Below are 21,042 nucleotides of genomic sequence, written 5' to 3' on the forward strand. Positions count from 1 at the left end.
TCAATACCCTCCTCCCCAATGCGATGGCGAAAGTGAACCAATTCGGAAGAGGCACAAGGAGCAGCGGGTATAAACTCCTGCATACCACAAAAGTGTTGATAATAAGCGTTTTCACTCCATTGCTCCACAACGGATTCATCTGAGAGATTGCGAAGGTGCTTGAGTATCAACAAACCACACATCAAACGTATCGGCTTACTTGGGCGACCATTGTGCTGACAATACAAAGGCTGGAAAGCAGCATCGAATTTCTCCCAATTTATTTTGTCGGAGAGTTTATAGAGAGGGTGAGAGGGGTTCAGCATATCCGACAAACTGCTGAATAATGAAGGGCTGGGATAGGGCTTTTTAATCATAAAAATCTGCAAGTTTCTGAAGACAAAGATAAGAAAACTTGCAGATTTATCAAAGGAATATCTTGATTAATTTACTGAATATCAGATGATAAATGGGAATTTAAGAGACGACTATATAAGTTATTCCCAATAGTGTCTTCGTATGCTATTCGGAAGTGCCGGTACTCCATATCGACCAATATATGCAATATATCGCTGTCTTAACTGATGAATATATGGAGAGTTCAATTTATATCTATATCTTTTATTCAACAGATCACTATCTTCTTTAACAACACGCATTGCTGAGGCAAAATTTATCAAAGCAATATCATTGTATATTTCCTCTTCAAAAGGAAAGGACGCTAATACATGTCGACTAATTACCCCATTATTAAAGACGTCATTAACGGAATCTGGGTTTTTATCATGCTTTTTCTTCTTCTGATTTTGATATTCTTTGGATTCTGTCTTATCAATCACTAAGAACTCAAAGGTCTTTCTACCATCCATATATCTACTCGCTAAATCACATTCAGGAGTAATTAAAATCCCATATTCGTTTTCATTAAATTTAAAAATATCACCTGTCATTAAAGGAGCCTCTGTAGGAATGACTGTATAAAATATCCTTCTGTATAATTTTATTGTCTTTGCTTCTACAACGTCATGCTGCTCAGGATTATACTCTTCTAGTTCTTTTCGTAAAGTAGCATCTTGTATCAAAGATTCATTTAGTAAGTTATGAAACATCTCTATCAATTCGGAAGTTGGGTCTCCTCCATCATTTAATACAGTGTCTTTAACTTCTTTGATCCAATGTTTATTAGCAATCTCCAGATCGTAGAAAATTTTTTGAACAGATTGGTTAATAGCATGACTCCAAACAAATGGAATCTTCATATGACTATTAATTTCTTCAAAATCTTTGATTTCTTTTATTATCATTGCGGCATCATCGTCAATAGCCTCTGGTGTCTTCTTCTTGAATTGAACCTTTTCTTTATATCGTTTTTGTAACTTACTCTTAGTAATAGCACCTAATTCATTCTCTGAATAAATATATATCAATGAATAAATATCTGCGACATTTAAAAGTTGCTCTGGTGTTTTGTCTGGCAGTACTGCTCCTTCTAATTCTTCGAGTTCATCTCCCTCATTTTTAAAATTCCAGTCCAAAATAATAGCTTTAAATGTTGACGTAGCTTTTATTGTTGACTCTAAATCATGTATGCTGCACACAGGAAGGACTGAAAAAGATGAATCTTGTCTAAGTTTATTAAATAGTTTATTTTCAAATGATTCAACTTCTAACACTTTATTATCTGCAAAAACAACTACTCCATCCATTTTTAAGCCTCCTCTTGTTTAAACTTAATTATAAAATTAGCACCAGGTAAAATCACATCATTACTATTACTCAAAAGATGAATTTCTGCATTTATTCTATACAATAGTTCCTTCACTATATATAAACCGAGTCCCCGACCATCAGCCTTCATCGAAACGAACTCATCAAATATGAATGGTGCGATATCTTCTCTAACGCCATTGCCATTATCAGCAATAATGAGAGTTCTTTCAGTGGGATTAATTTCAAAGAATAGTTTCCTATTTTGCCTCTTTGTTTCATTAAGCCAATATATAGAATTGTCAATAAGATTTATTAACACTTGTAAGATGGCTCCTTCATTTGTTGATACACTAAAGTCAGTTGATATTTTATCAATGTTTGTTTCTATCTTATCAGTGAATTCATATCTAAAATATTTTACAACCTTATTAATGCTGCCTAGTATGGAAACATCTTTAATAGCCTTACGTTGAATCTTAAACAGTGGTTGAATGAGCTGTAAATCATCATATACTAACATCAGATTTTCATCTATTTCATTCATGAAATCAATAATATCATCAATTGAAATTGAATTTGTTTTAAGATTGTGGATAATGCCCTTGATGTTCTCCCTCATTAAAAGAAGTAATCGTAAAGTATCATGTGATGATTTTTCAACAGCCATACCAAGTCCTGCAAGGTCCTCTACTATTCGCATCCTTTTTTCTACAACCGCTAAATGCTTGTCGTATACAGAAATAAATTTATTGGCTGCAGCAAGTGATTCTTTATCATCAATCTTATTTAACTTATTCCTTAATTCTTCAAAAGAAGAACTTAAAACACTTTTAGTTTGATTGAAATGTCTTTTTTGCTGCAATTCAATTTTATACTTGTCTATTTTAATTTCCGCATTAAAAATTTCAGTAGCAGCAGTAACAAGATTTCTAAAATCATCAAATGCGCCATCTGTATTTACTATCCCTTGTCTATTTGAGGCATCTCTAAGTCGTGGGTTATTTTCTTGGCTAATATATACAAAACCCGTTAAGTCATTATAACTAATAAATTGCCCAGCCTTAATAGTTGAACGTTTTTTGTCTAACTCCAACCAATCAACACCTTTTTCTCCATAAGGATAGACCCTAACCCCATCACGTAAGACATATACAAAATTATCTTTGATAAACCTCTTTAGATCTTCATTTAAGATTGTTCTATCTGGCTTTTTGAGGTCAAATGCATAAAAAGTGAAACAGAATGGCCCACATTGAGGTTGCCGTTCTGCTTTTTCAATTTCTTTAATTCCGGTTAAATTATAGCCTCTTTCTGAAAGAACATCATTATCCATTAGATTCAAAGAATATTCCAAGACTCTTTGTGGGGCTTTTGAAGTATATTTGAAATTAATATTACAATTATTATCAATAGCTCCAATCATTGTAAATTGAGCCCTCTCAATTACATCGTCAAAAGTCATTACTTCTTCTGATAAGTAAGGGGTATTATCTATAAACATAGAAATATCAAAATCTCTTTGTATATTAATACCTAGAGATGTAGCGTTCATATCTGTAGGAGGAATTAAACGCTGAATATTTTTATATAGATTCTTATAATCTGCAACAGTCCAATGTTCCCTTAAATTATATATGCGAATTATGGTGCCAGATTTATAATCCAATAATTCCGGTGGATCATTTACATACCAAACATTTTTCACATCTTCTAATAGTTTATATGATGATATGTCTTGATTAAACAAGTTTGCATTCTCAGGATTGTAATCGGAAAAATCCATCAACAGTTTAATCTCATTTTCACCGTTGGATTTAGTATACAGTTCTATCTTCTCTCCTAACTTGTGAATAGCAAAACGTCCAATCCCTTTTTCTCCTTGAATTACCCTACCACGAGGAGTCCTTGCTTGCTTTTGCTTTTTCTTATTCAATTTGTCAGGAGTTGCAGGACGTAACCATACATTTTTTATTGTTTGAAGGCTCATGCCACTACCAAAATCTTTAATTTCAATATATGCTTGCTCTTCCAATGGCAAAGTGTTAAAACCAATGTTACCCATATTGCCAAATCTGATTTCAGCAATAGGGGAATCTGCATCATAGCAATTTTTTAGAAGTTCTATAACAGCGACTATTTTATCGGTGATTAGTTGATCTCCTAAAATATTCATAAGCCTTGCATATGGCTTAAAGGGCATACTATTATTTTCGATTATAGCCATAATTATTTCTTTCTTGCAAATATTACGAACTCTTCTGAATAGATCTTTCTGCTACTTCCTTTTATTTTTGCGAACTTACCGTTTGCATCTCGATATGGAGTTAAAATTTTATTGGAAATTTTACGCCTGTCAACTTCTACATTTATAAAACCTTCTTTTAACAAACACTCGGTTAAATGTTTTGCATTATCTATTTTAACACCCTTATATTCAGTATTACCTATAACAAAAAGACAACCACCATTTGATCTTAGCATCTTATAAACTTTATGGACAGTGGTCTGCATATCTATATAGTACTGCGCGACAGAACGAGTTTTTCTCTTGTCTATTGAATACATCTTAGATACTATATCTTGAGCCGTTTCATTCAATTTATTTATATTATCATTAAAGTTATCAGCATGATATAAACTTCCAATTGTACCCTCTCTAAGAGTTCGAAAATCATTTGTAAATCCTAACCATAAAGTAGATAATTGATGAAGATCTGCATATTCATAGGAAGTTACATAGGGAGGACTTGTAACAACTAAATCTACAAAAGAAAATGATATGTCAACATCAAGAAAATTTACACAATTGATATCTGCGCTCCCTTGTGTGTTACCAGTATTATCCAAGTTTGCATTACGCATCATCTTTACTTGAGACTTAAACGATACCAATACATTTTTAGGCTCCTTGTTTGGGTCTATTTGGGGCTTAATCGACTTGGTCAACCATCGTGAACAAGGCTTCAATATGTTCGAAAATGCACAAAGAAAGAAATTACGATAGATCTCGTTATTCACTCCTTCGCAAATAGCGGTCTTAAGCTTTAACAATTCATCAATATGACCATCATCAAACCAATATCTTATACGTTCATTCTTGTATATTTCATCATCTTTGTTGACTACACATGTATTATAACAAGAAATTATATTATTATAATATTCTTCTAAAATCTCGTCATCATAACTTTGGCTTTTTGTTTCTGCTATAAGGGTTGCAACAGGGTTAATGTCGCATCCCCAAAAATGTTTACCATTTCGTACAGCTTCATATGCAACTGTGCCACAGCCACAAAAAATATCCGCTACGGTTTTAACTGATATATCGCTTTCTTCGGCTTTATGAATTGCTTTTGTCGTTATAAATGCAGGGAATTTCGCAGGATATGCATGGATACTATGCATACGTTTTTCCCGTTCGGCTGTCATATTCCATTCTTCCTGTATATCTATCGTATCAAAATTGAGTGTACGATAATTATCAATTGTGATATTCATGACAAATATTTATATTATTCCTTACAATATTAGCGCAAACAAGTGTGCGTATACAACGCACCCAAGTTATAAGCAAAAGTACAAAAAATCCTTCATATGTACAATGTTTATTGGTTCGAAAAAATAAGACCGTATAAAAATGTCTTTTCAATGTGTTATTGTAAGTTGAAAATTAGTATCTTTGTATTCAAGAATAAGTGTTCTTTTGATTTAACGCAAAATAAGACAGAATATAGAACTATGCTCGTTTCTAAATCGTTACCTGTCGAAAATTAAGCGATTATAAATTACTCTCTTTCAACAAGAAAGATGATTTACTATGCCTAGCCAAATGGAAGGTGAGGTTTTTCTTGATACCACAAATATCGGCAATTTCTTTGAGATACGAATTCGTTTTCTGATTGGTAAGCATTGGAAAGAGTTTGCCGTTTCGATAAGTCTTCCCACCATACTTAGCAATGATTGCTTTGGGAATGTCCAAAAGAAGAACATTTGTTTCCACACTTGTTTTCTGTCTCTGAGTCATAATCCACTGCTTATCGCCAAGGGTGACGATGTGATCGGGAGTGAGGTTGGACACATCTATATAGTCGTCCCTTAAAAAGCTTTGATAAGTGAAAAGTCACTCCTCCCCTGCCTCTCGCTTATTATTTTGAGCAGCCACAAAAGAACTCTCATGGCTCTTTTGAAGTTGTAAGCAGCTGCTGCCATCAGTATGTTTACAGCGTCTCCTACCACACCTTTGTAAAAGTTGCGGCCTAAACGATGATCTGCTTTCAAATGTCCAATGGTAGGTTCTATGCCTGCCCGCTTGCAGAATAGTTTGTGTTTCTTGCGCCTTTGATATCTGCTCTCTGATGGCTTGGGGCTGTCCGGTATTAAAATCTGAGTACCATTCACCTCTTTCCTACCTCGATAACCTCTGTCTCCTGCAAGTATTTTAATCTTTCGTTGTGTGAGACGTTCAACTTGTCCTAACGCAGCTTCTATCGTGTGTCCGTCATATTCATTACGAAAAGACATCGCACCAAGAATGATACCCGTAGCCGAACGTATGATGGAGACCTTGTTGCCGAATTCGTACTTCTTGTCTTCTTTTCCCTTACTAATACATTGCACCTCGGCTTCGTGAATGGAATAAAGTTTTTTCCGGCTGTTACGTCTTTGTGAAAGAATGGTTTGAAATCTATCAATGAGTTCAGTGTAGAGAGAATTCTCTCCAAGATTGCGCTTGAGCTCTCGAACCAACCGCCCGGCTATTGTTCGCAATTTCCGGTCTGCTCTCAGTGCCTTCTTGCGATTCTTGGGATGATTGCGAAAACGTTGGTCGCGATAAATGCCTTTCAACACAAAGGTATAGCTTTGGCCAAGAGGAAGATGCAGTTTATCGACGAGATGCAGCACCTTGCCCACTATCTTTTTATGCAACTTGGCATCCGTAGGAAAAGTGATGTTCTTTTCCTGAACGGTTGAATCGATAAAAGCGGTATCATGGTGATGTTCATCATCATCTTCGTTATTGACACGAATACTTTCCTGAAAGATGAGTTCAATACCCTCCTCCCCAATGCGATGGCGAAAGTGAACCAATTCGGAAGAGGCACAAGGAGCACCGGGTATAAACTCCTGCATACCACAAAAGTATTGATAATAAGCGTTTTCGCTCCATTGCTCCACAACGGATTCATCTGAGAGATTGCGAAGGTGCTTGAGTATCAACAAACCACACATCAAACGTATCGGCTTACTTGGGCGACCATTGTGCTGACAATACAAAGGACGGAAAGCAGCATCGAATTTCTCCCAATTTATTTTGTCGGAGAGTTTGTAGAGAGGGTGAGAGGGGTTCAGCATATCCGACAAACTGCTGAATAATGAAGGACTGGTATAGGGCTTTTTAATCATAAAAATCTGCAAGTTTCTGAATACAAAGATAAGAAAACTTGCAGATTTATCAAAGGTATATCTTGATTAATTTACTGAATATCAGATGATAAATGGGAATTTAAGGGGCGACTACTTATATTCTTCTTATCCAACGTTTACTACTTTCCATTCCCCATTGCACATGCCACTTTTTGCCACTTGTTTTATCAATGAGTATGAACTGATACATGTTCTTGGTTGGGTACAACTCAAAAGACCCGGAACCATAACCATATCCATAGGTTAAATCATCTGAGTTAATGGTTACACTTCCTTCATTGTCAGAATCTAACGACCACTGAACTTGTTCTATCATACCCGTTCTTGTGTCCAGCTGAAGGAAAGTATATATGTTGTCAGTTTGATACAATTTGTAGCGTCCCTTTAGAGAGGAGTTTATATCCAAGTGCTCCAAAAGCTGATTGTTAATCATAAGAAGCGTGTCGATTTTGGACAGAAAGGAGTCAACCTTCTGCTCGTGCTTCACAGACTTGGCATTAGTGGTTGTCTTTGCGGTCTGTGCGTTTACGCCGATTGTTGAAATCAACAAAAGAAAGAAAACTGCTTTTTTCATATTCGTGAGATTTTAATCTGCCATTATAATCATTCCAGGAACTGTTTGCATTTTCTTACCACATTTTGGGCAATGTCCCTCGATAGGATTCCAGTTGTGTATTTTTTCGTTCTGAGCCCCACATTTTGGACATGTAGGGAGATAGCTCTGAGCCGCAAGGTCGTCAGCCGAAATGGAAATTATTTCTTTGCATTTTGCACAGCGGAAGTTGTAAAACTCTCCGGCGAAAAGTTCATAATGCCCAGTGGGTTCAGTTTGTACTTCATACCCGCATTTGCATCTAGTAGGTTCTTAATGTTGTCATACTTCATTTGTTTTTAATGTGAGTAATTAAATCTTAGGCGCAAAAGTAGAGATCTATTGTGCAGCCTATCTTCATAGTTTCAAGAAATAAACAACTAACGCCAACATTTCTTATTACCATGCAGCTTCTTGTCTTTTCAACATGCAAATATACTAAGAAGTCGTCCCTTAAAAAGCTTTGATAAGTGAAAAGTCATTCCTTTCCTGCCTCTCGCTTATTATTTTGAGCAGCCACAAAAGAACTCTCATGGCTCTTTTGAAGTTGTAAGCAGCTGCAACCATCAGTATGTTTACAGCGTCTCCGACCACACCTTTGTAAAAGTTGCGGCCTAAACGATGATCTGCTTTCAAATGGCCAATGGTAGGTTATATGCCTGCCCGCTTGCAGAATAGTTTGTGTTTCTTGCGCCTTTGATATCTGCTCTCTGATGGCTTGGGGCTGTCCGGTATTAAAATCTGAGTACCATTCACCTCTTTCCTACCTCGATAACCTCTGTCCCCTGCAAGTATTTTAATCTTTCGTTGTGTGAGACGTTCAACTTGTCCTAACGCAGCTTCTATCGTGTGTCCGTCATATTCATTACGAAAAGACATCGCACCAAGAATGATACCCGTAGCCGAACGTATGATGGAGACCTTGTTGCCGAATTCGTACTTCTTGTGTTCTTTTCCCTTACTGATACATTGCACCTGGGCTTCGTGAATGGAATCGTGAATGGAATAAAGTTTTTTACGACTGTTACGTCTTTGTGAAAGAATGGTTTGAAATCTATCAATGAGTTCAGTGTAGAGAGAATTCTCTCCAAGATTGCGCTTGAGCTCTCGAACCAACCGCCCGGCTATTGTCCGCAATTTCCGGTCTGCTCTCAGTGCCTTCTTGCGGTTCTTGGGGTAGCACCGGAGTCTAAGAGGTGAACCGAAAGCGTATCGCGCATGGTTGTACTCTTGGTGAATTGCACATTCACTCGTTTGATGAGTTGTGCACCTTTCCGTTTGGCTTCGGCAGCTGTTTCTGCTCCTTCTGATTTCATGGTGAGGCGGAAAGAACCCAAGTCTCCGAGGCGGACGGTGCTTCCTGATGCCAACGCTTCCATCACCTCATATTGCAAGGCGTCTAAAACCGCTTTGACATCGGCACTCGAAACAGTGGAACGTTTTTCCACACGTTTGATAATCTGATCAAGAGTCAGCGGAGAGGTCGGTGCCATTTGCGGATAATACTTGACTACATCCTTTTTCAGTGGATTTTTCTTTGCACGAATGACGTACTTAATCATAAATTATAAATTTAAGGGGTTGATAATCGTTGCAAATGTAGTTTTTTTCTATCTAACTCCAAAGCAAAAAGGCTAAATTTTGCCTACCATTTTGTATTGTTGATACAACACTACAAAATCAACCTATCTTTCCTCTTCACTCTCGGCCACCATCATGTCGTGCACCAATCGGATGGCGGCAAACTCAACATCTTCGCCGATGGCTTTGCGGGCTTCGGTGAGGGTGGAGGGTGAAGGATTTTGAGTGTAGAAAGCAGTGATACGGGCAATCTGTTGGGGAGGAACGAGGTCGTAGAGGGGCAGTCTTCCCGCTTCGACCTGTTGCGCCAGATGGCTGAAGATGGTGCCGGTGGTGAGGTTGCGCTCTCGGGCTATGTCTTCGATGCGTTTGCCTGCTTTGTAAAGTTGGAGGGTGAGCTCACCGGTCGGGATTTTCTTTTCTTTCGGTGTCTTTTCGGCCTTTTTCTTACCGGAAGCGGAGGAAGGTTCTTTGCCATCGCCGAGAAGCACATTGATGCGAGCTTGCTGAAAGGCTTTCAATTCAAAGCCCTGTGCGGCAACGTGGCGGAGGAGAGCGGTTTTGAGGCGCAAACTTTCAAACAAATCTTCCCGCACCTTCTTGGTACGCTTGGCCGTCTCTTTATTGTTGGTGGATAGAGGCGTGTTGAGGAGCAACTGCCACAGCGGTTGGAGTTGCTGGTTGAAGTAGTCCGCCCCCTTTTTCAGACGTTCCTGCAAGGTGGTGTCGGCCGCATAATCGGCTGTTTGTGCCAAGAGTTGCGCATATTGCAGATAGAAACGCTCGGCCACTCCGACCACTTGAACTTCAAAGTCGTGTTGTGCCTTTTTGAAGTCGGCCACCACACCGGCAAAGGTTTTATAATAAAACTCATCGAGAATGCGCACAAAGCCTTGCACTTCTTGTTGTAAGGCCGAGAAAGAAAAAAGATCGCTCACACGGTGGAGGAGATAGTTGCGCTCCATCTGCTCCACTTTCTCGGAGGTGGGGTGTTGCTGTTCGATGCCCTGCGTGAAATGAAGCACCGTGGCGTCTTCAATCACGTTGCTGCCCGAAATGGGGGCAGAAAGCACCATCCCTTCGAGGGTTTTGCAGCGTGAGAGTGCCACATAGGCCTGCCCGTGGGCAAAGGAGCCGCTGACATTGATGATGGCGTAGTCGAAGGTCAGCCCTTGACTTTTGTGAATGGTAATGCTCCAGGCCGTGCGCAGCGGATATTGCTCGAACGAACCCTCCACCACCTCTTCAATCTCCTTGGTGCGCTCGTTGAGGGCGTAGCGTGTGTTTTGCCACTTTTCGCGCTCCACCTCGATGAGGTCGCCGCTGTCGTGTGCTTTTACCACGATGCTTTGCTGCGTCATCGAGGCCACTTCGCCCAGCATACCATTGAAATAGCGGTGTTCGATTGAACTGTCGTTTTTGACAAACATCACCTGCGCTCCGACTTTGAGCAGGAGGGTTTCGGCGGTGGGGTAGGAGCCGGCGGGAAAGTTGCCCTCCACGACGGCGGTGAACGAAAATTCGGGAGTGGTGAGGGCTTTGAGTCGCTCCTGATTGATGCGGTCGGCCTGATAGTTGTGCGTTACGAGCCGCACGTAAGCCTTGTCGGCAGGCGGGACAAAGTGAGGGAGGTAGCGGCTGTTGAGTGCGGCAATGGAATCGCTGTTGAGCGTGTTGGTGCGCACGGCATTGAGGAGGGCTAAAAAACGCTCATCGCTTTGTCGATAGACGGTTTTGAGTTCGATGGTCACAAATTCCGTCTGTTGCAAAGCATGGCTCGCAAAGAAATAGAGCGAATTGTAATGGTTGGAGAGCAGTGCCCACTCCTCCTCTTTGGCCACGGGCGAAAGTTGTTGCAAGTCGCCGATCATGAGCAGTTGCACCCCGCCGAAGGGGCGATGTCGGTCGCGATAGCGGCGCAGCACAGCGTCCATGTTGTCGAGCAAGTCGGCGCGCACCATCGAGATTTCATCGATGACGATGAGGTCGAGGGAGCGAATGAGCCGCTTTTTGCGCTCACTCACGCGAAACTGCTCCCGGCTGTAATTGGCCCCGGGGATGTAGGGGGCAAATGGGATTTGCAGAAACGAATGTATCGTCACCCCTCCTGCATTGATGGCCGCGATGCCCGTGGGGGCCAGCACCACCAAGCGCTTGGTGCTTTGGGCCACCAAACGCCGCAGGAAGGTGGTCTTCCCCGTGCCCGCCTTTCCGGTAAGGAAGACGTGTGTGTCGGTGTTTTCGATGATTTGGCGAGCCAAAGCAATTTCAGGGTTGGACATGTTGGACATGATAGAGAAGATGAAAAAACGGTGAAAAAGAACGGATGCAGAAGGCGTTGCGAGCAAAACCGCACAAAGTTAAGCATTTATTCTCGGATGAGCAGGGTTCGCCCTTCTTTTCTGCTTCCCTCCTTTTCGAGAGAGGTGTCCGTACTTTCAAAATCGAAGTGCAACAAATCGATGGGTGGTGTGGTCATCATCTTTTGCCGAATTTGTGACCAAAATTCTTGCAAGCCTGATGCGAAAGTCGTACTTTTGCAGCCAAAATTTTGACCATGTCTGCAGATTCCTTTTCTCGGCCTCACCACCATCCCGATGTGGTGGACTCCACCACTCCCCGCCCGACAGGACACCCACACTCCGACACCCCGCTCCACCCCAGCGTGCAGGGACGCCCCTCCATCCGTGTGGCCATCGTAGACAGCAACATGCTGGCCTGCATGGGATTGCACCACATCCTGCAAAACATCATCCCCATAGCGACCGTGCAAGTCTACCATTCGTTTGACGACTTGATGGCCGACGAGCCTGAAAACTTTGCCCACTATTTCGTGTCGGCACGCCTCTATTTCGAGCACACCCAGTTCTTCCGCCGGCTGGCCTATCGCACCATTGTTCTCATTAACGGTGAAAATCTTCCCCCGATGCCAGGCATCCTCACGCTCAACATCTGTCGGTCAGAACAGGAAGTAGTGACCGACTTGCTCCAACTCCACAGCCACGGCCACGGACGCGGTCCGCACGTGGTGCGCCAACCGATGAGCCAGGAGCGCCATGCCGAAATTCAGCCCCTCACCGCCCGCGAGATTGAAGTGGTGACGCTCTTGGCCAAAGGTTTCATCAACAAGGAGATTGCAGACAAGCTCCACATCAGCCTGACCACGGTCATCACCCACCGCAAAAACATCATGACTAAACTCAACGCCCATTCGCTCTCGGACGTCATCATCTACGCCGTGATGAACGGGCACATCGACTTGGGGGAATAGGGCACCTCTATGGAAGGGAGGCCACTCTGCCTTCACTGCCTTCACCTCGCGGATAAAGCACAGGAAATCAAGCCATTGCGGGTGAAAGATTTCCAAAGGAAAAGCTTCAAAGAATGGGCACAAGGTGAAGGCAGTGAAGGCAAAAAACGCACCTATAATAGTGTATACGCGCGCGAGAAAGAAAAAAGAGACGCAGGAAAGTGAGCCGTTTGGCCGTAGATTTGCTGGCATAGGAGGTAGATTTTCTCAGCTCAGAGAAAAATAATTCTACCTCAGAGGTAGATGCAACTACGTCTGAGGTAAGTGGCCCCTTACCACTTCGGACGAGAAGACGAAAGGGGGCTACGTTGCCACTTTGTCTTTTTGCAGCCCATAGGTAAAAAAGTTGTAGAATTGTTCGTTTGTCTCGAAAGTTGTTTATAACTTTGCGATAGCAACAAATTCCACCTTTATCCTTATACCTATGGCAACCGACATCAACCTGCACGACAATCTGCACGATGCGTTAAAGAAATACTTCGGTTTTGAGACCTTCAAAGACAACCAAGAGGCCATCATCCGCACCCTGCTTGATGGCAAGGACGTGTTTGTCTTGATGCCCACCGGAGGCGGCAAATCGCTGTGCTACCAACTCCCATCGCTTTTGATGGAAGGAGTGGCCATCGTGATTTCGCCACTCATCGCCTTGATGAAAAATCAGGTGGATGCCGTGCGCCAGACGAGCGACGACGATGGCGTGGCCCACTTCATCAACTCTTCGCTCCCCAAGGCTGCCATCGATAAGGTGAAGAGCGACATCACCTCCAGCCGCACCAAGTTGCTCTATGTAGCACCGGAACAGCTCACCAAGGAGGGGAACATTGAATTCTTGCGCTCCATCAAGATTTCGTTTTATGCGATTGATGAAGCCCATTGTATTTCGGAATGGGGACACGACTTTCGTCCCGAATATCGGAAAATCCGCCCCATCATCCAAAAAATCGGGACAGCGCCTGTGATTGCCCTCACCGCTACTGCCACCGAAAAGGTGCGCACCGACATCAAGAAGAATCTGGGGATGCAGGACGCAGCGGAATTTACCAGCTCGTTCAACCGCCCCAACCTCTACTATGAGGTGCGACAGAAGTTGCAAACGGTGGATCGCGACATCATCAAGTTCATCAAGCAGCGCCCCGGTGTGAGCGGCATCATCTATTGTCTCTCGCGCAAGAGCGTGGAAGAGTTGACGGAAGTGTTGCGCACCAACGACATCAAAGCAGCGGCCTACCATGCCGGCCTCGACGCTCAGACGCGCTCCGACACGCAGGATGCCTTCATCAAGGAGGACATCGACGTGATTGTGGCCACCATCGCTTTCGGCATGGGCATCGACAAGCCCGATGTGCGCTTCGTGATCCACTACGACATCCCCAAAAGTCTCGAAGGCTACTACCAAGAGACGGGGCGTGCCGGCCGAGACGGTGGCGACGGCTACTGCTTGGCATTCTTCTCAAACAAAGACTTACAAAAACTGGAAAAGTTCATGGAGGGCAAACCCGTGAACGAACAAGACATCGGCCGACAGCTCCTGAAAGAGACCGCTGCCTATGCGGAATCGGCCGTGTGTCGACGCAAACTCCTGCTGCACTATTTTGGTGAAAATTATGAGCCGGAGAATTGCGGTAATTGTGACAACTGTAAAAACCCTAAAAAACAAGTGGAAGGAAAGAACCATCTCTGTAAAGTCATTGAAGTGATTCTCGAAACGAAGGAGAACTTCCGAGATGACTATATCAAAGATATATTGATGGGCAAGGCGACCGAAGAGGTGATGGCCCATCATCATGATGATTTGGAAAACTTCGGATGTGCCGAAGATGATGATGACGAACACCTCTGGAATGCCGTGATTCGTCAAGCCCTCATTGCCAACTATCTGCAAAAGGACGTTGACAACTATGGAGTGCTCAAAGTGACCGCCGCCGGCAAGAAGTTTCTCAAGAAGCCCACAAGTTTCAAAATTGTGGAAGACAACGACTTTGAGGAAGACGAATCGGGTCATACCCCTCAGAGCGGCGCCGCGGGAGCACTCGACCCCACGCTCTACCAAATGATTAAAGACCTGCGGAAGAAGATGTCGAAAGAACTGGACGTGCCGCCCTACGTCATCTTCCAAGATGCTTCGCTCGAAGCGATGTCCACCATCTATCCGCAGACCATCGATGAACTCCAAAACATCCCTGGTGTAGGCGCAGGAAAGGCCAAACGCTATGGGCAGAAGTTTTGCGAACTCATCCGCAACTACTGCGTGGACAACGACATCGAGCGTCCCGAAGATTTCCGCATCCGCACCGTGGCGCGCAAGTCGCAAATCAAAGTGGACATCATCCAAAGCATCGACCGCAAAATAGCCCTCGACGACATCGCCAAAGTGAAGGGCATCGAATTTACCGACCTGCTCAACGAGATTGACGCCATTGTCTACAGCGGTACGAAAATCAACATCGACTACTTTATCAACGAGGTGATGGACGAAGATGCCGTGCTCGACATCTACGACTACTTCAAAGAGTCGGACACCGACAGCCTGAAAGAGGCGGTGGACGAACTGGGCGATGACTACAGCGAAGAGGAAATCCGCCTTGTGCGCATCAAGTTCCTCTCGGAAATGGCAAACTAACGATAACAGAAAAATATGTGCACCCCTCCCGAAAGTACAACCGAGAAAAAAGAAACGCTCAACTTCATTGAGCAGATTGTGAAAGACGACCTCGCAGCAGGCAAGAACGGCGGACGCCTCCAGACGCGCTTCCCACCCGAACCCAACGGCTATCTGCACATCGGGCATGCCAAAGCCATCGCGATGGATTTCGGCATCGCAGAAAAGTTTGGCGGGGTGTGCTACCTCCGTATGGACGACACCAATCCGCAGAAAGAAGACCACGAGTATGTCGAAGCCATTGAGCGCGACATCCAGTGGTTGGGCTATCATTGGGGAAAGGTGCTTTATGCGTCCGACTATTTCCAAGATCTTTGGGATTTTGCCGTGGCGCTCATCAAGATGGGACGTGCTTACGTTGATGAGCAATCGTCCGAACAAATTGCCCAACAGAAAGGCACTCCCACCCGTCCGGGAGTGGAGAGTCCCTATCGCAACCGCCCCATTGAGGAGTCGTTGCGGCTGTTTGAGGAGATGAACAGCGGTCGTGTGGAACCAGGTAAGATGGTGTTACGCGCTAAAATCGACATGGCGAGCGACAACATGCACTTCCGCGACCCCATTATGTATCGTGTGCTCAACCTGCCTCACATCCGCACCGGCAACAGGTGGAACGCCTACCCGATGTACGACTTCACCCACGGACAGTGTGACTTCCTCGAAGGTGTCACCCACTCCATCTGCACGCTTGAGTTCGTGCCCCACCGTGCACTCTACGACTTGTTTGTCGATTGGATGAAAGAAACCCGCGGTGAAGACCTCTCCGACAACCGTCCCCGCCAGTTTGAGTTCAACAAGCTCAACCTCAACTATACGCTCATGTCGAAGCGCAACCTGCTCATCCTCACTCAGGAAGGTGTGGTGGACGGATGGGACGACCCGCGTATGCCCACCCTCAGCGGCATCCGTCGCCGCGGTTACAGTCCTGAAAGCATCCGCAAGTTTATCGACAAAATCGGCTACACCACCTTCGATGCCCTCAACGATATCAAACTTTTGGAAAGTGCGGCACGCACCGATTTGAACGAGCGTGCCACCCGCGTTTCGGCCGTGCTCGACCCAGTGAAGCTCATCGTCACCAACTACCCCGAAGGGCAGGTGGAAGAACTGGAGATGCAGAATAATCCCGAACGTCCCGAAGACGGCACACACACCATCGAGTTCAGTCGCGAACTCTGGATTGAGCGTGCCGACTTCAAGGAAGAAGCCGACAAGAAGTTTTTCCGCATGACTCCGGGCAAAGAAACCCGCCTGAAAGGTGCCTACATCGTGGAGTGCACCGGTTGCAAGAAGAACGAAGCCACGGGCGAAATCGAAGAAATCTATTGTACTTACGACCCTTCTTCAAAGGCAGGTACAGAAGGTTCAAACCGCAAGGTGAAAGGCACTATCCACTGGCTCAGCGTGGGGCACTGCCTCCCGGCCGAAGTGCGCAACTACGCCTGCCTCTGGACGTGCGAAAATCCTCGCGACGCCATCAAGGACTACGAAGAAGCCAACGGCGTGCGCGGGATTGACGCGATGCGCCCCTTCCTCAACCCCAACAGCATCAGCATCAACAAGCGTGCTTTTGTCGAGAAGTTCCTGCTCACCCGCAAAGCCTTCGACTATTTGCAGTTCACCCGCACGGGCTACTACAACGTCGACCCAGACTCGACGCCCGAACACCTGATTTTCAACAGCACCGTTTCGCTCAAAGAAGACAAGCACAAATAATCATTCGCCGCTTTGGCACAGCAGAGACTCGTGGAGAACCGCTTCCCTGCGAGTCTCTGCCCTTTTTATTTTTAGTTATCCACCCCATGAAACGCAATCCCCACGAAGTGCAGCAGCTCGTCCGTCACTACGAGCAACAACTGGCCAAAGCGCCCGCCCCCTTGTGGATGGAAGCCACGGACCTCTTGGATGTGCTCGACCATTTCGAACAGCAGAATGCCTATTTCGAGTCGGAGCAGTGCATGCGTCTCGCCCTACGCCTGCATCCCGACAATCCGGAGGTCGTCATCCGCCGCGCCTACCGCTTGAAGAACGAAGGACGGCTGGCCGAAGCCGAGGAAGTGGTGCGTGCCTTGCCCGAACAGGACACCCTTGATGTGCGTTTCTTCTTGGCCGAAATCGCACTGAGCCGCCTGGAGTTCGACCGCGCCGAACAGCTTTTCAACGAGGGGCTGAAAGGCGAGCGCGAAATAGATGCCCAACTCTTAGCCGAAGACGGCGAAATGCCGATGGGCGTGAGCGACCTCCTGCTCGAAGTGGGCGAACTCTTCCTCGACTATGGCAGCATAGCCCGGGCACAGAAGTTCCTAAAACAGATTGCCGCCGATGCCCCCGAACACCAGCGCGCACAGATGCTCCTGGCCGAATGTGCTTTCCAACTGGGCGACACCGACACTGCTCTCCGGCAGTTGGAGACGCTGCTCGACGAAAATCCCTACTATCTCGATGCGTGGCTCATGGTGGCCGACGTGAGCAACGAGGCGAAGGACTTTGCCAAGTGCAGCGAAGCCGCCAACTTTGCCCTCGCCATCGAGCCTCACAACGAGAAAGCGCTGCGCTTCAAGGCCGTGGCTGCACTGGGGCAGGAACATTATGAAGAGGTACTGACGGTCTATGAGGACTACCGCACGCTCTACCCCAACGACTACACAATGGCTCTCTCGGCCGGAGAGATCCTCCTCAATCAGGGCAAGTTCGATGCAGCGCGCGAGGTACTGGTGCGCTCCAACCAGATGTGTCCCAACGAAAACCCCGACAAGGCACGCATTCTCTCCGACATTGCCACCACCTATGCCGCCCAAGGCAATATGTCCAAAGCCTACGACACCCTGTTGGGCTGCTGCTCGCTCGGGTCGAACTATGAAGAGGTGCTCTTGCAGGCCGTGCAGATGGCGCTCCACTACCGGCATCTCCCCTTTGTCGTCCGCGCCTTGACGCACTACCTCGAAGTCTACACCCTCACCGCCGGCACCCGTCTGCGCATCGCTCGCATGCTCTGCGAGAGCAACCTCTTCGGCGAAGTGGGGGCTGTATGGGAGCAGTTGCTCAAAGTGACGGAAAGCGGCACCACCCTTGCCGCGCCCTATCTGGCCTATGCCGCGCGGCGGCTGATGCGGGTGCGCGAATACCACTTCTGGTTGGCCTATGCTCTCTATGAAGACCCGACCACCACGCAACAAATCTTCCGACAAATCTATCCCAACGCTGCGCTTTCGGACTACTTGACGCAAGCACGCCTCGAGTTTCCGGAAGCCCACACTTAAACTCCTTTACCTTTTTAATCCTCCATGAAAAAAGCATTCTTTGCGCTTTTGCTCGCTTTCGGTGGCACCTTGGCCGTGCTGGCCGAAGTCAATCCCAAACCCTTCGTCGTGCCCGAACTCACCTCTTGGCAGGGCGCCGAAGGCCGATTTGTCCCCTCGGGTCGCATCGTCGTGCCTCCCAACAAGTCCCTGCGGGTGGTGGCTGAACGCTTTGCCGCCGACTACGCCACAATGTTTGGCCGAAAGCTCACCCTCGTGAGCGGTGATGCCCAAGCTGGCGACTTTGTCTTCTCCCTCCAAAAAGACGTGGCCGAACGCTCCTTGGGCAAAGAGGGCTACGTGCTCCGTATCGGAAAGACAGCCGCTGTGTCGGCTGCCGATGCACAGGGGGCGTACTGGGCAACGCGCACCCTGCTGCAACTCAGCGAACAAAACCGCAGCCACACCCTACCCTGCGGCACCACTACCGACATCCCCGCCTACGCCCTGCGCGGATTTATGATTGATTGCGGCCGCAAGTTCATCCCCATGGACTATCTCAACAAGCTCGTCAGTGTCATGGCCTACTACAAGATGAACACCCTTCAAGTTCATCTTAACGACAATGGTTTTAAGCAATACTTCGGCAACGATTGGAACAAGACGCAGTCGGCCTTCCGCCTTGAAAGCAATTTCTTTCCCGGACTGACGGCAAAAGACGGAAGTTACACCAAGCGTGAGTTTATCGATTTCCAAAAGATAGCCGAACAGCAATATGTCGACATCGTCCCCGAAATCGACGTTCCTGCCCACTCCCTCGCTTTCTCCCACTATCGTCCCTCACTCGGCTCGAAGGAGTACGGCATAGACCATCTCGATCTCAACAACCCTGCTGTTGTTCCCTTCCTTGACAGTCTGTTTACCGAATACTGCGGCGGCAGCAATCCTGTGTTTCGCGGTAAGACAGTTCATATCGGTACGGACGAGTACAGCAACAAAGATAAAGCGGTTGTAGAGAAGTTTCGTGCACTCACCGACCACCTCATCCGCCACGTTGAGAAGCACGGCAAGCAGGCCATGGTGTGGGGTGCTTTAACCCATGCTCAGGGAGAAACACCGGTCAAGGTCGATAACGTAAAGATGCAGATTTGGTATAATGGCTATGCCGACCCTCTGAAAATGAAAGAACTGGGCTACAAACTGGTGAGTATTCCCGATGGACAGGTCTACATCGTGCCCGCTGCCGGCTACTATTACGACTATCTCAACACCCAATGGCTCTACAACAACTGGACACCGGCCACCATCGGTTCGGTGAAGTTTGAAGAAGGCGACCCCTCGCTCCTCGGCGGAATGTTTGCCGTTTGGAACGACCACGTGGGTAACGGAATTACCGTCAAAGATATTCACCATCGCGTGATGCCCGCTTTGCAAACGCTCGCCACCAAGTGCTGGACAGCGAAGCAGACTTCTCTGCCTTATGCCGACTTTGAGCGACAAAGCCGCTTCTTGAGCGAAGCCCCCGGTGTGGACGAACTCGGTCGCACCCTCGGCAAAGGCACGCGCACCACGGCCGACTATCCCAACACCACCCTCCTCCCCTCCACCACCCTCGACTGGATAGGTCCTGAAATCGGCTACGACTACTCCGTCTCCTTCGACCTCGAAGCCACCGCCGTCAACAAGGGCGACACTCTCTTCACCTCTCCCAATGCCATCCTCTATCTCGCTTCGCCCGAAAGCGGAAAACTCGCCTTTGTGCGTGAAGGATGCCTCAATGAGTTCGATTATGCGGTGCCCAAAGGCAAGCGCGTGCGTCTGACGCTGCAAGGTAACCGCCACGAAACCCGCCTGCTTGTCAATGGGCGTTTCCATCAAGCGCTCTATCCCCTCACTCTTGGTGCTGTTTCGCCCAATGCTGGCGCGGCAGGCGCAACTTCCAATCCATATAGCGCGGCCAAGATGTACTATCAGCGCACCCTCGTCTTCCCCCTCCAACGCACGGGAGCGTTCCACGGAAAAATCATGAACCTGAGTGTGTCGAACTTCATCGAATAGTCGCTCTCCTCTTTCCGAAAGAGATAGGGAAGGCAACGCCTGCACAGCTGCGCCCTCCTCTCCACCTCCGCCCTATCCCCCACGGGATAGGGCGGAGGTTTGTTTGTGCCCCCTCGGAAGCGGTACCGGCATTGCCGATGGTGGAAGCGCTTCGCCCCTCACTCGTGGTATGTTCCGCGTCTCCACGGGTGAGTTCCGGTGGCATTTCTCCCGCGGGTAGATTTCGTCCCTTCGGGAAGGGACAAACGTCTCTTCGAGAGGAAACAAACGTCCCCTCGCGAAGGGACATTCGTCTCTTCGGGAAGGGACGATGACGGAATGCGTGTGAGAACGGACGGCGAGGGACGTGTGGACGAGCGGAAGACACGGCACACCAACAGCAGGTAGCGCCCATGGGTGAGCAACCGATCGACACCACTGCGCCCCCGACACCGAGGAGACGGTGCGGGGGCGCAAATGGAAATGAATGGTGATGGAGCAGTGTCGAGGG

At 46.7% G+C, this 21,042-nt stretch carries 13 protein-coding genes and 2 pseudogenes; 5 read left to right on the forward strand and 10 right to left on the reverse strand.

Going from position 1 to position 21,042, the window contains the following annotated elements; all coding sequences use genetic code 11:
• The 10 genes and pseudogenes from H8527_RS05405 to H8527_RS09965 form a co-directional block, all read right to left on the reverse strand.
• The coding region (locus H8527_RS05405; RefSeq protein ID WP_187546289.1) for a transposase at positions 1 to 356 on the reverse strand (356 nt) is incomplete at its 3' end.
• 120 nt (positions 357 to 476) lie between these two features.
• The gene (locus H8527_RS05410; RefSeq protein ID WP_187546291.1) at positions 477 to 1,685 is read right to left on the reverse strand and encodes a hypothetical protein; all 1,209 of its coding nucleotides are present in this window, start codon (positions 1,683 to 1,685) and stop codon (positions 477 to 479) included.
• A gap of 2 nt (positions 1,686 to 1,687) precedes the next feature.
• Entirely contained in the window at positions 1,688 to 3,913 is a 2,226-nt protein-coding gene (locus H8527_RS05415; protein ID WP_187546293.1) for a sensor histidine kinase, read from the reverse strand.
• Between the two features lie 2 nt (positions 3,914 to 3,915).
• The gene (locus H8527_RS05420; RefSeq protein WP_187546295.1) at positions 3,916 to 5,187 is read right to left on the reverse strand and encodes a DNA methyltransferase; all 1,272 of its coding nucleotides are present in this window, start codon (positions 5,185 to 5,187) and stop codon (positions 3,916 to 3,918) included.
• A 292-nt stretch (positions 5,188 to 5,479) separates the two neighbouring features.
• Positions 5,480 to 5,782: pseudogene (locus H8527_RS05425) on the reverse strand (site-specific integrase); the annotation flags it as partial.
• A gap of 2 nt (positions 5,783 to 5,784) precedes the next feature.
• Positions 5,785 to 7,092, reverse strand: coding sequence for an IS5 family transposase (locus tag H8527_RS05430; protein ID WP_187546296.1), 1,308 nt, complete (start codon positions 7,090 to 7,092; stop codon positions 5,785 to 5,787).
• A gap of 115 nt (positions 7,093 to 7,207) precedes the next feature.
• The gene (locus H8527_RS05435) at positions 7,208 to 7,687 is read right to left on the reverse strand and encodes a hypothetical protein (protein ID WP_187546298.1); all 480 of its coding nucleotides are present in this window, start codon (positions 7,685 to 7,687) and stop codon (positions 7,208 to 7,210) included.
• Positions 7,688 to 8,158: 471 nt separating this feature from the next.
• Positions 8,159 to 8,944: pseudogene (locus H8527_RS05440) on the reverse strand (transposase); the annotation flags it as partial.
• Positions 8,857 to 9,267, reverse strand: coding sequence for an HU family DNA-binding protein (locus H8527_RS05445; protein ID WP_187546299.1), 411 nt, complete (start codon positions 9,265 to 9,267; stop codon positions 8,857 to 8,859). The pseudogene H8527_RS05440 and the gene H8527_RS05445, both read right to left, overlap by 88 nt.
• Before the next feature lie 123 nt (positions 9,268 to 9,390).
• The gene (locus H8527_RS09965; RefSeq protein WP_187546301.1) at positions 9,391 to 11,568 is read right to left on the reverse strand and encodes a helix-turn-helix domain-containing protein; all 2,178 of its coding nucleotides are present in this window, start codon (positions 11,566 to 11,568) and stop codon (positions 9,391 to 9,393) included.
• A 428-nt stretch (positions 11,569 to 11,996) separates the two neighbouring features.
• On the opposite strand from H8527_RS09965, the gene H8527_RS05455 reads away from it, so the two are divergent.
• The 5 genes from H8527_RS05455 to H8527_RS05475 all read left to right on the forward strand — a co-directional run bounded on the left by H8527_RS05455 (position 11,997) and on the right by H8527_RS05475 (position 20,552).
• Positions 11,997 to 12,557 carry a LuxR C-terminal-related transcriptional regulator gene (locus tag H8527_RS05455; RefSeq protein ID WP_255498529.1) on the forward strand — a complete coding sequence of 187 codons (561 nt, stop codon included), beginning with the start codon at positions 11,997 to 11,999 and terminating at the stop codon, positions 12,555 to 12,557.
• A 463-nt stretch (positions 12,558 to 13,020) separates the two neighbouring features.
• Complete coding sequence (gene recQ, locus H8527_RS05460; protein ID WP_222935112.1) at positions 13,021 to 15,216, forward strand: DNA helicase RecQ; 2,196 nt, start codon at positions 13,021 to 13,023, stop codon at positions 15,214 to 15,216.
• 15 nt (positions 15,217 to 15,231) lie between these two features.
• On the forward strand, positions 15,232 to 16,971 hold the full coding sequence (locus H8527_RS05465) for a glutamine--tRNA ligase/YqeY domain fusion protein (protein WP_187546304.1): 1,740 nt from the start codon (positions 15,232 to 15,234) through the stop codon (positions 16,969 to 16,971).
• Between the two features lie 86 nt (positions 16,972 to 17,057).
• A complete protein-coding gene (locus tag H8527_RS05470; RefSeq protein ID WP_187546306.1) occupies positions 17,058 to 18,515 on the forward strand; it encodes a tetratricopeptide repeat protein in 1,458 nt (485 codons plus the stop codon).
• 24 nt (positions 18,516 to 18,539) lie between these two features.
• Positions 18,540 to 20,552, forward strand: a complete 2,013-nt coding sequence (locus H8527_RS05475; RefSeq protein ID WP_187546307.1) for a family 20 glycosylhydrolase — start codon at positions 18,540 to 18,542, stop codon at positions 20,550 to 20,552.
• The last annotated feature ends 490 nt before the right edge of the window (positions 20,553 to 21,042 follow it).

It is taken from the genome of Alloprevotella sp. Lung230 (genome assembly GCF_014385435.1).
Taxonomy (GTDB): Bacteria; Bacteroidota; Bacteroidia; order Bacteroidales; family Bacteroidaceae; genus Alloprevotella.

Excerpts from the sequence above, each read along its gene's own strand:
- H8527_RS05420 (WP_187546295.1), bottom strand. The coding sequence starts at position 5,187 with ATGAATATCACAATTGATAATTATCGTACACTCAATTTTGATACGATA.
- recQ (WP_222935112.1), top strand. The coding sequence starts at position 13,021 with ATGGCAACCGACATCAACCTGCACGACAATCTGCACGATGCGTTAAAG.
- H8527_RS05445 (WP_187546299.1), bottom strand. The coding sequence starts at position 9,267 with ATGATTAAGTACGTCATTCGTGCAAAGAAAAATCCACTGAAAAAGGAT.
- H8527_RS05435 (WP_187546298.1), bottom strand. The coding sequence starts at position 7,687 with ATGAAAAAAGCAGTTTTCTTTCTTTTGTTGATTTCAACAATCGGCGTA.
- H8527_RS05470 (WP_187546306.1), top strand. The coding sequence starts at position 17,058 with ATGAAACGCAATCCCCACGAAGTGCAGCAGCTCGTCCGTCACTACGAG.
- H8527_RS05415 (WP_187546293.1), bottom strand. The coding sequence starts at position 3,913 with ATGGCTATAATCGAAAATAATAGTATGCCCTTTAAGCCATATGCAAGG.
- H8527_RS05455 (WP_255498529.1), top strand. The coding sequence starts at position 11,997 with ATGCTGGCCTGCATGGGATTGCACCACATCCTGCAAAACATCATCCCC.
- H8527_RS05465 (WP_187546304.1), top strand. The coding sequence starts at position 15,232 with ATGTGCACCCCTCCCGAAAGTACAACCGAGAAAAAAGAAACGCTCAAC.
- H8527_RS05475 (WP_187546307.1), top strand. The coding sequence starts at position 18,540 with ATGAAAAAAGCATTCTTTGCGCTTTTGCTCGCTTTCGGTGGCACCTTG.
- H8527_RS09965 (WP_187546301.1), bottom strand. The coding sequence starts at position 11,568 with ATGTCCAACCCTGAAATTGCTTTGGCTCGCCAAATCATCGAAAACACC.
- H8527_RS05430 (WP_187546296.1), bottom strand. The coding sequence starts at position 7,092 with ATGATTAAAAAGCCCTATACCAGTCCTTCATTATTCAGCAGTTTGTCG.
- H8527_RS05410 (WP_187546291.1), bottom strand. The coding sequence starts at position 1,685 with ATGGATGGAGTAGTTGTTTTTGCAGATAATAAAGTGTTAGAAGTTGAA.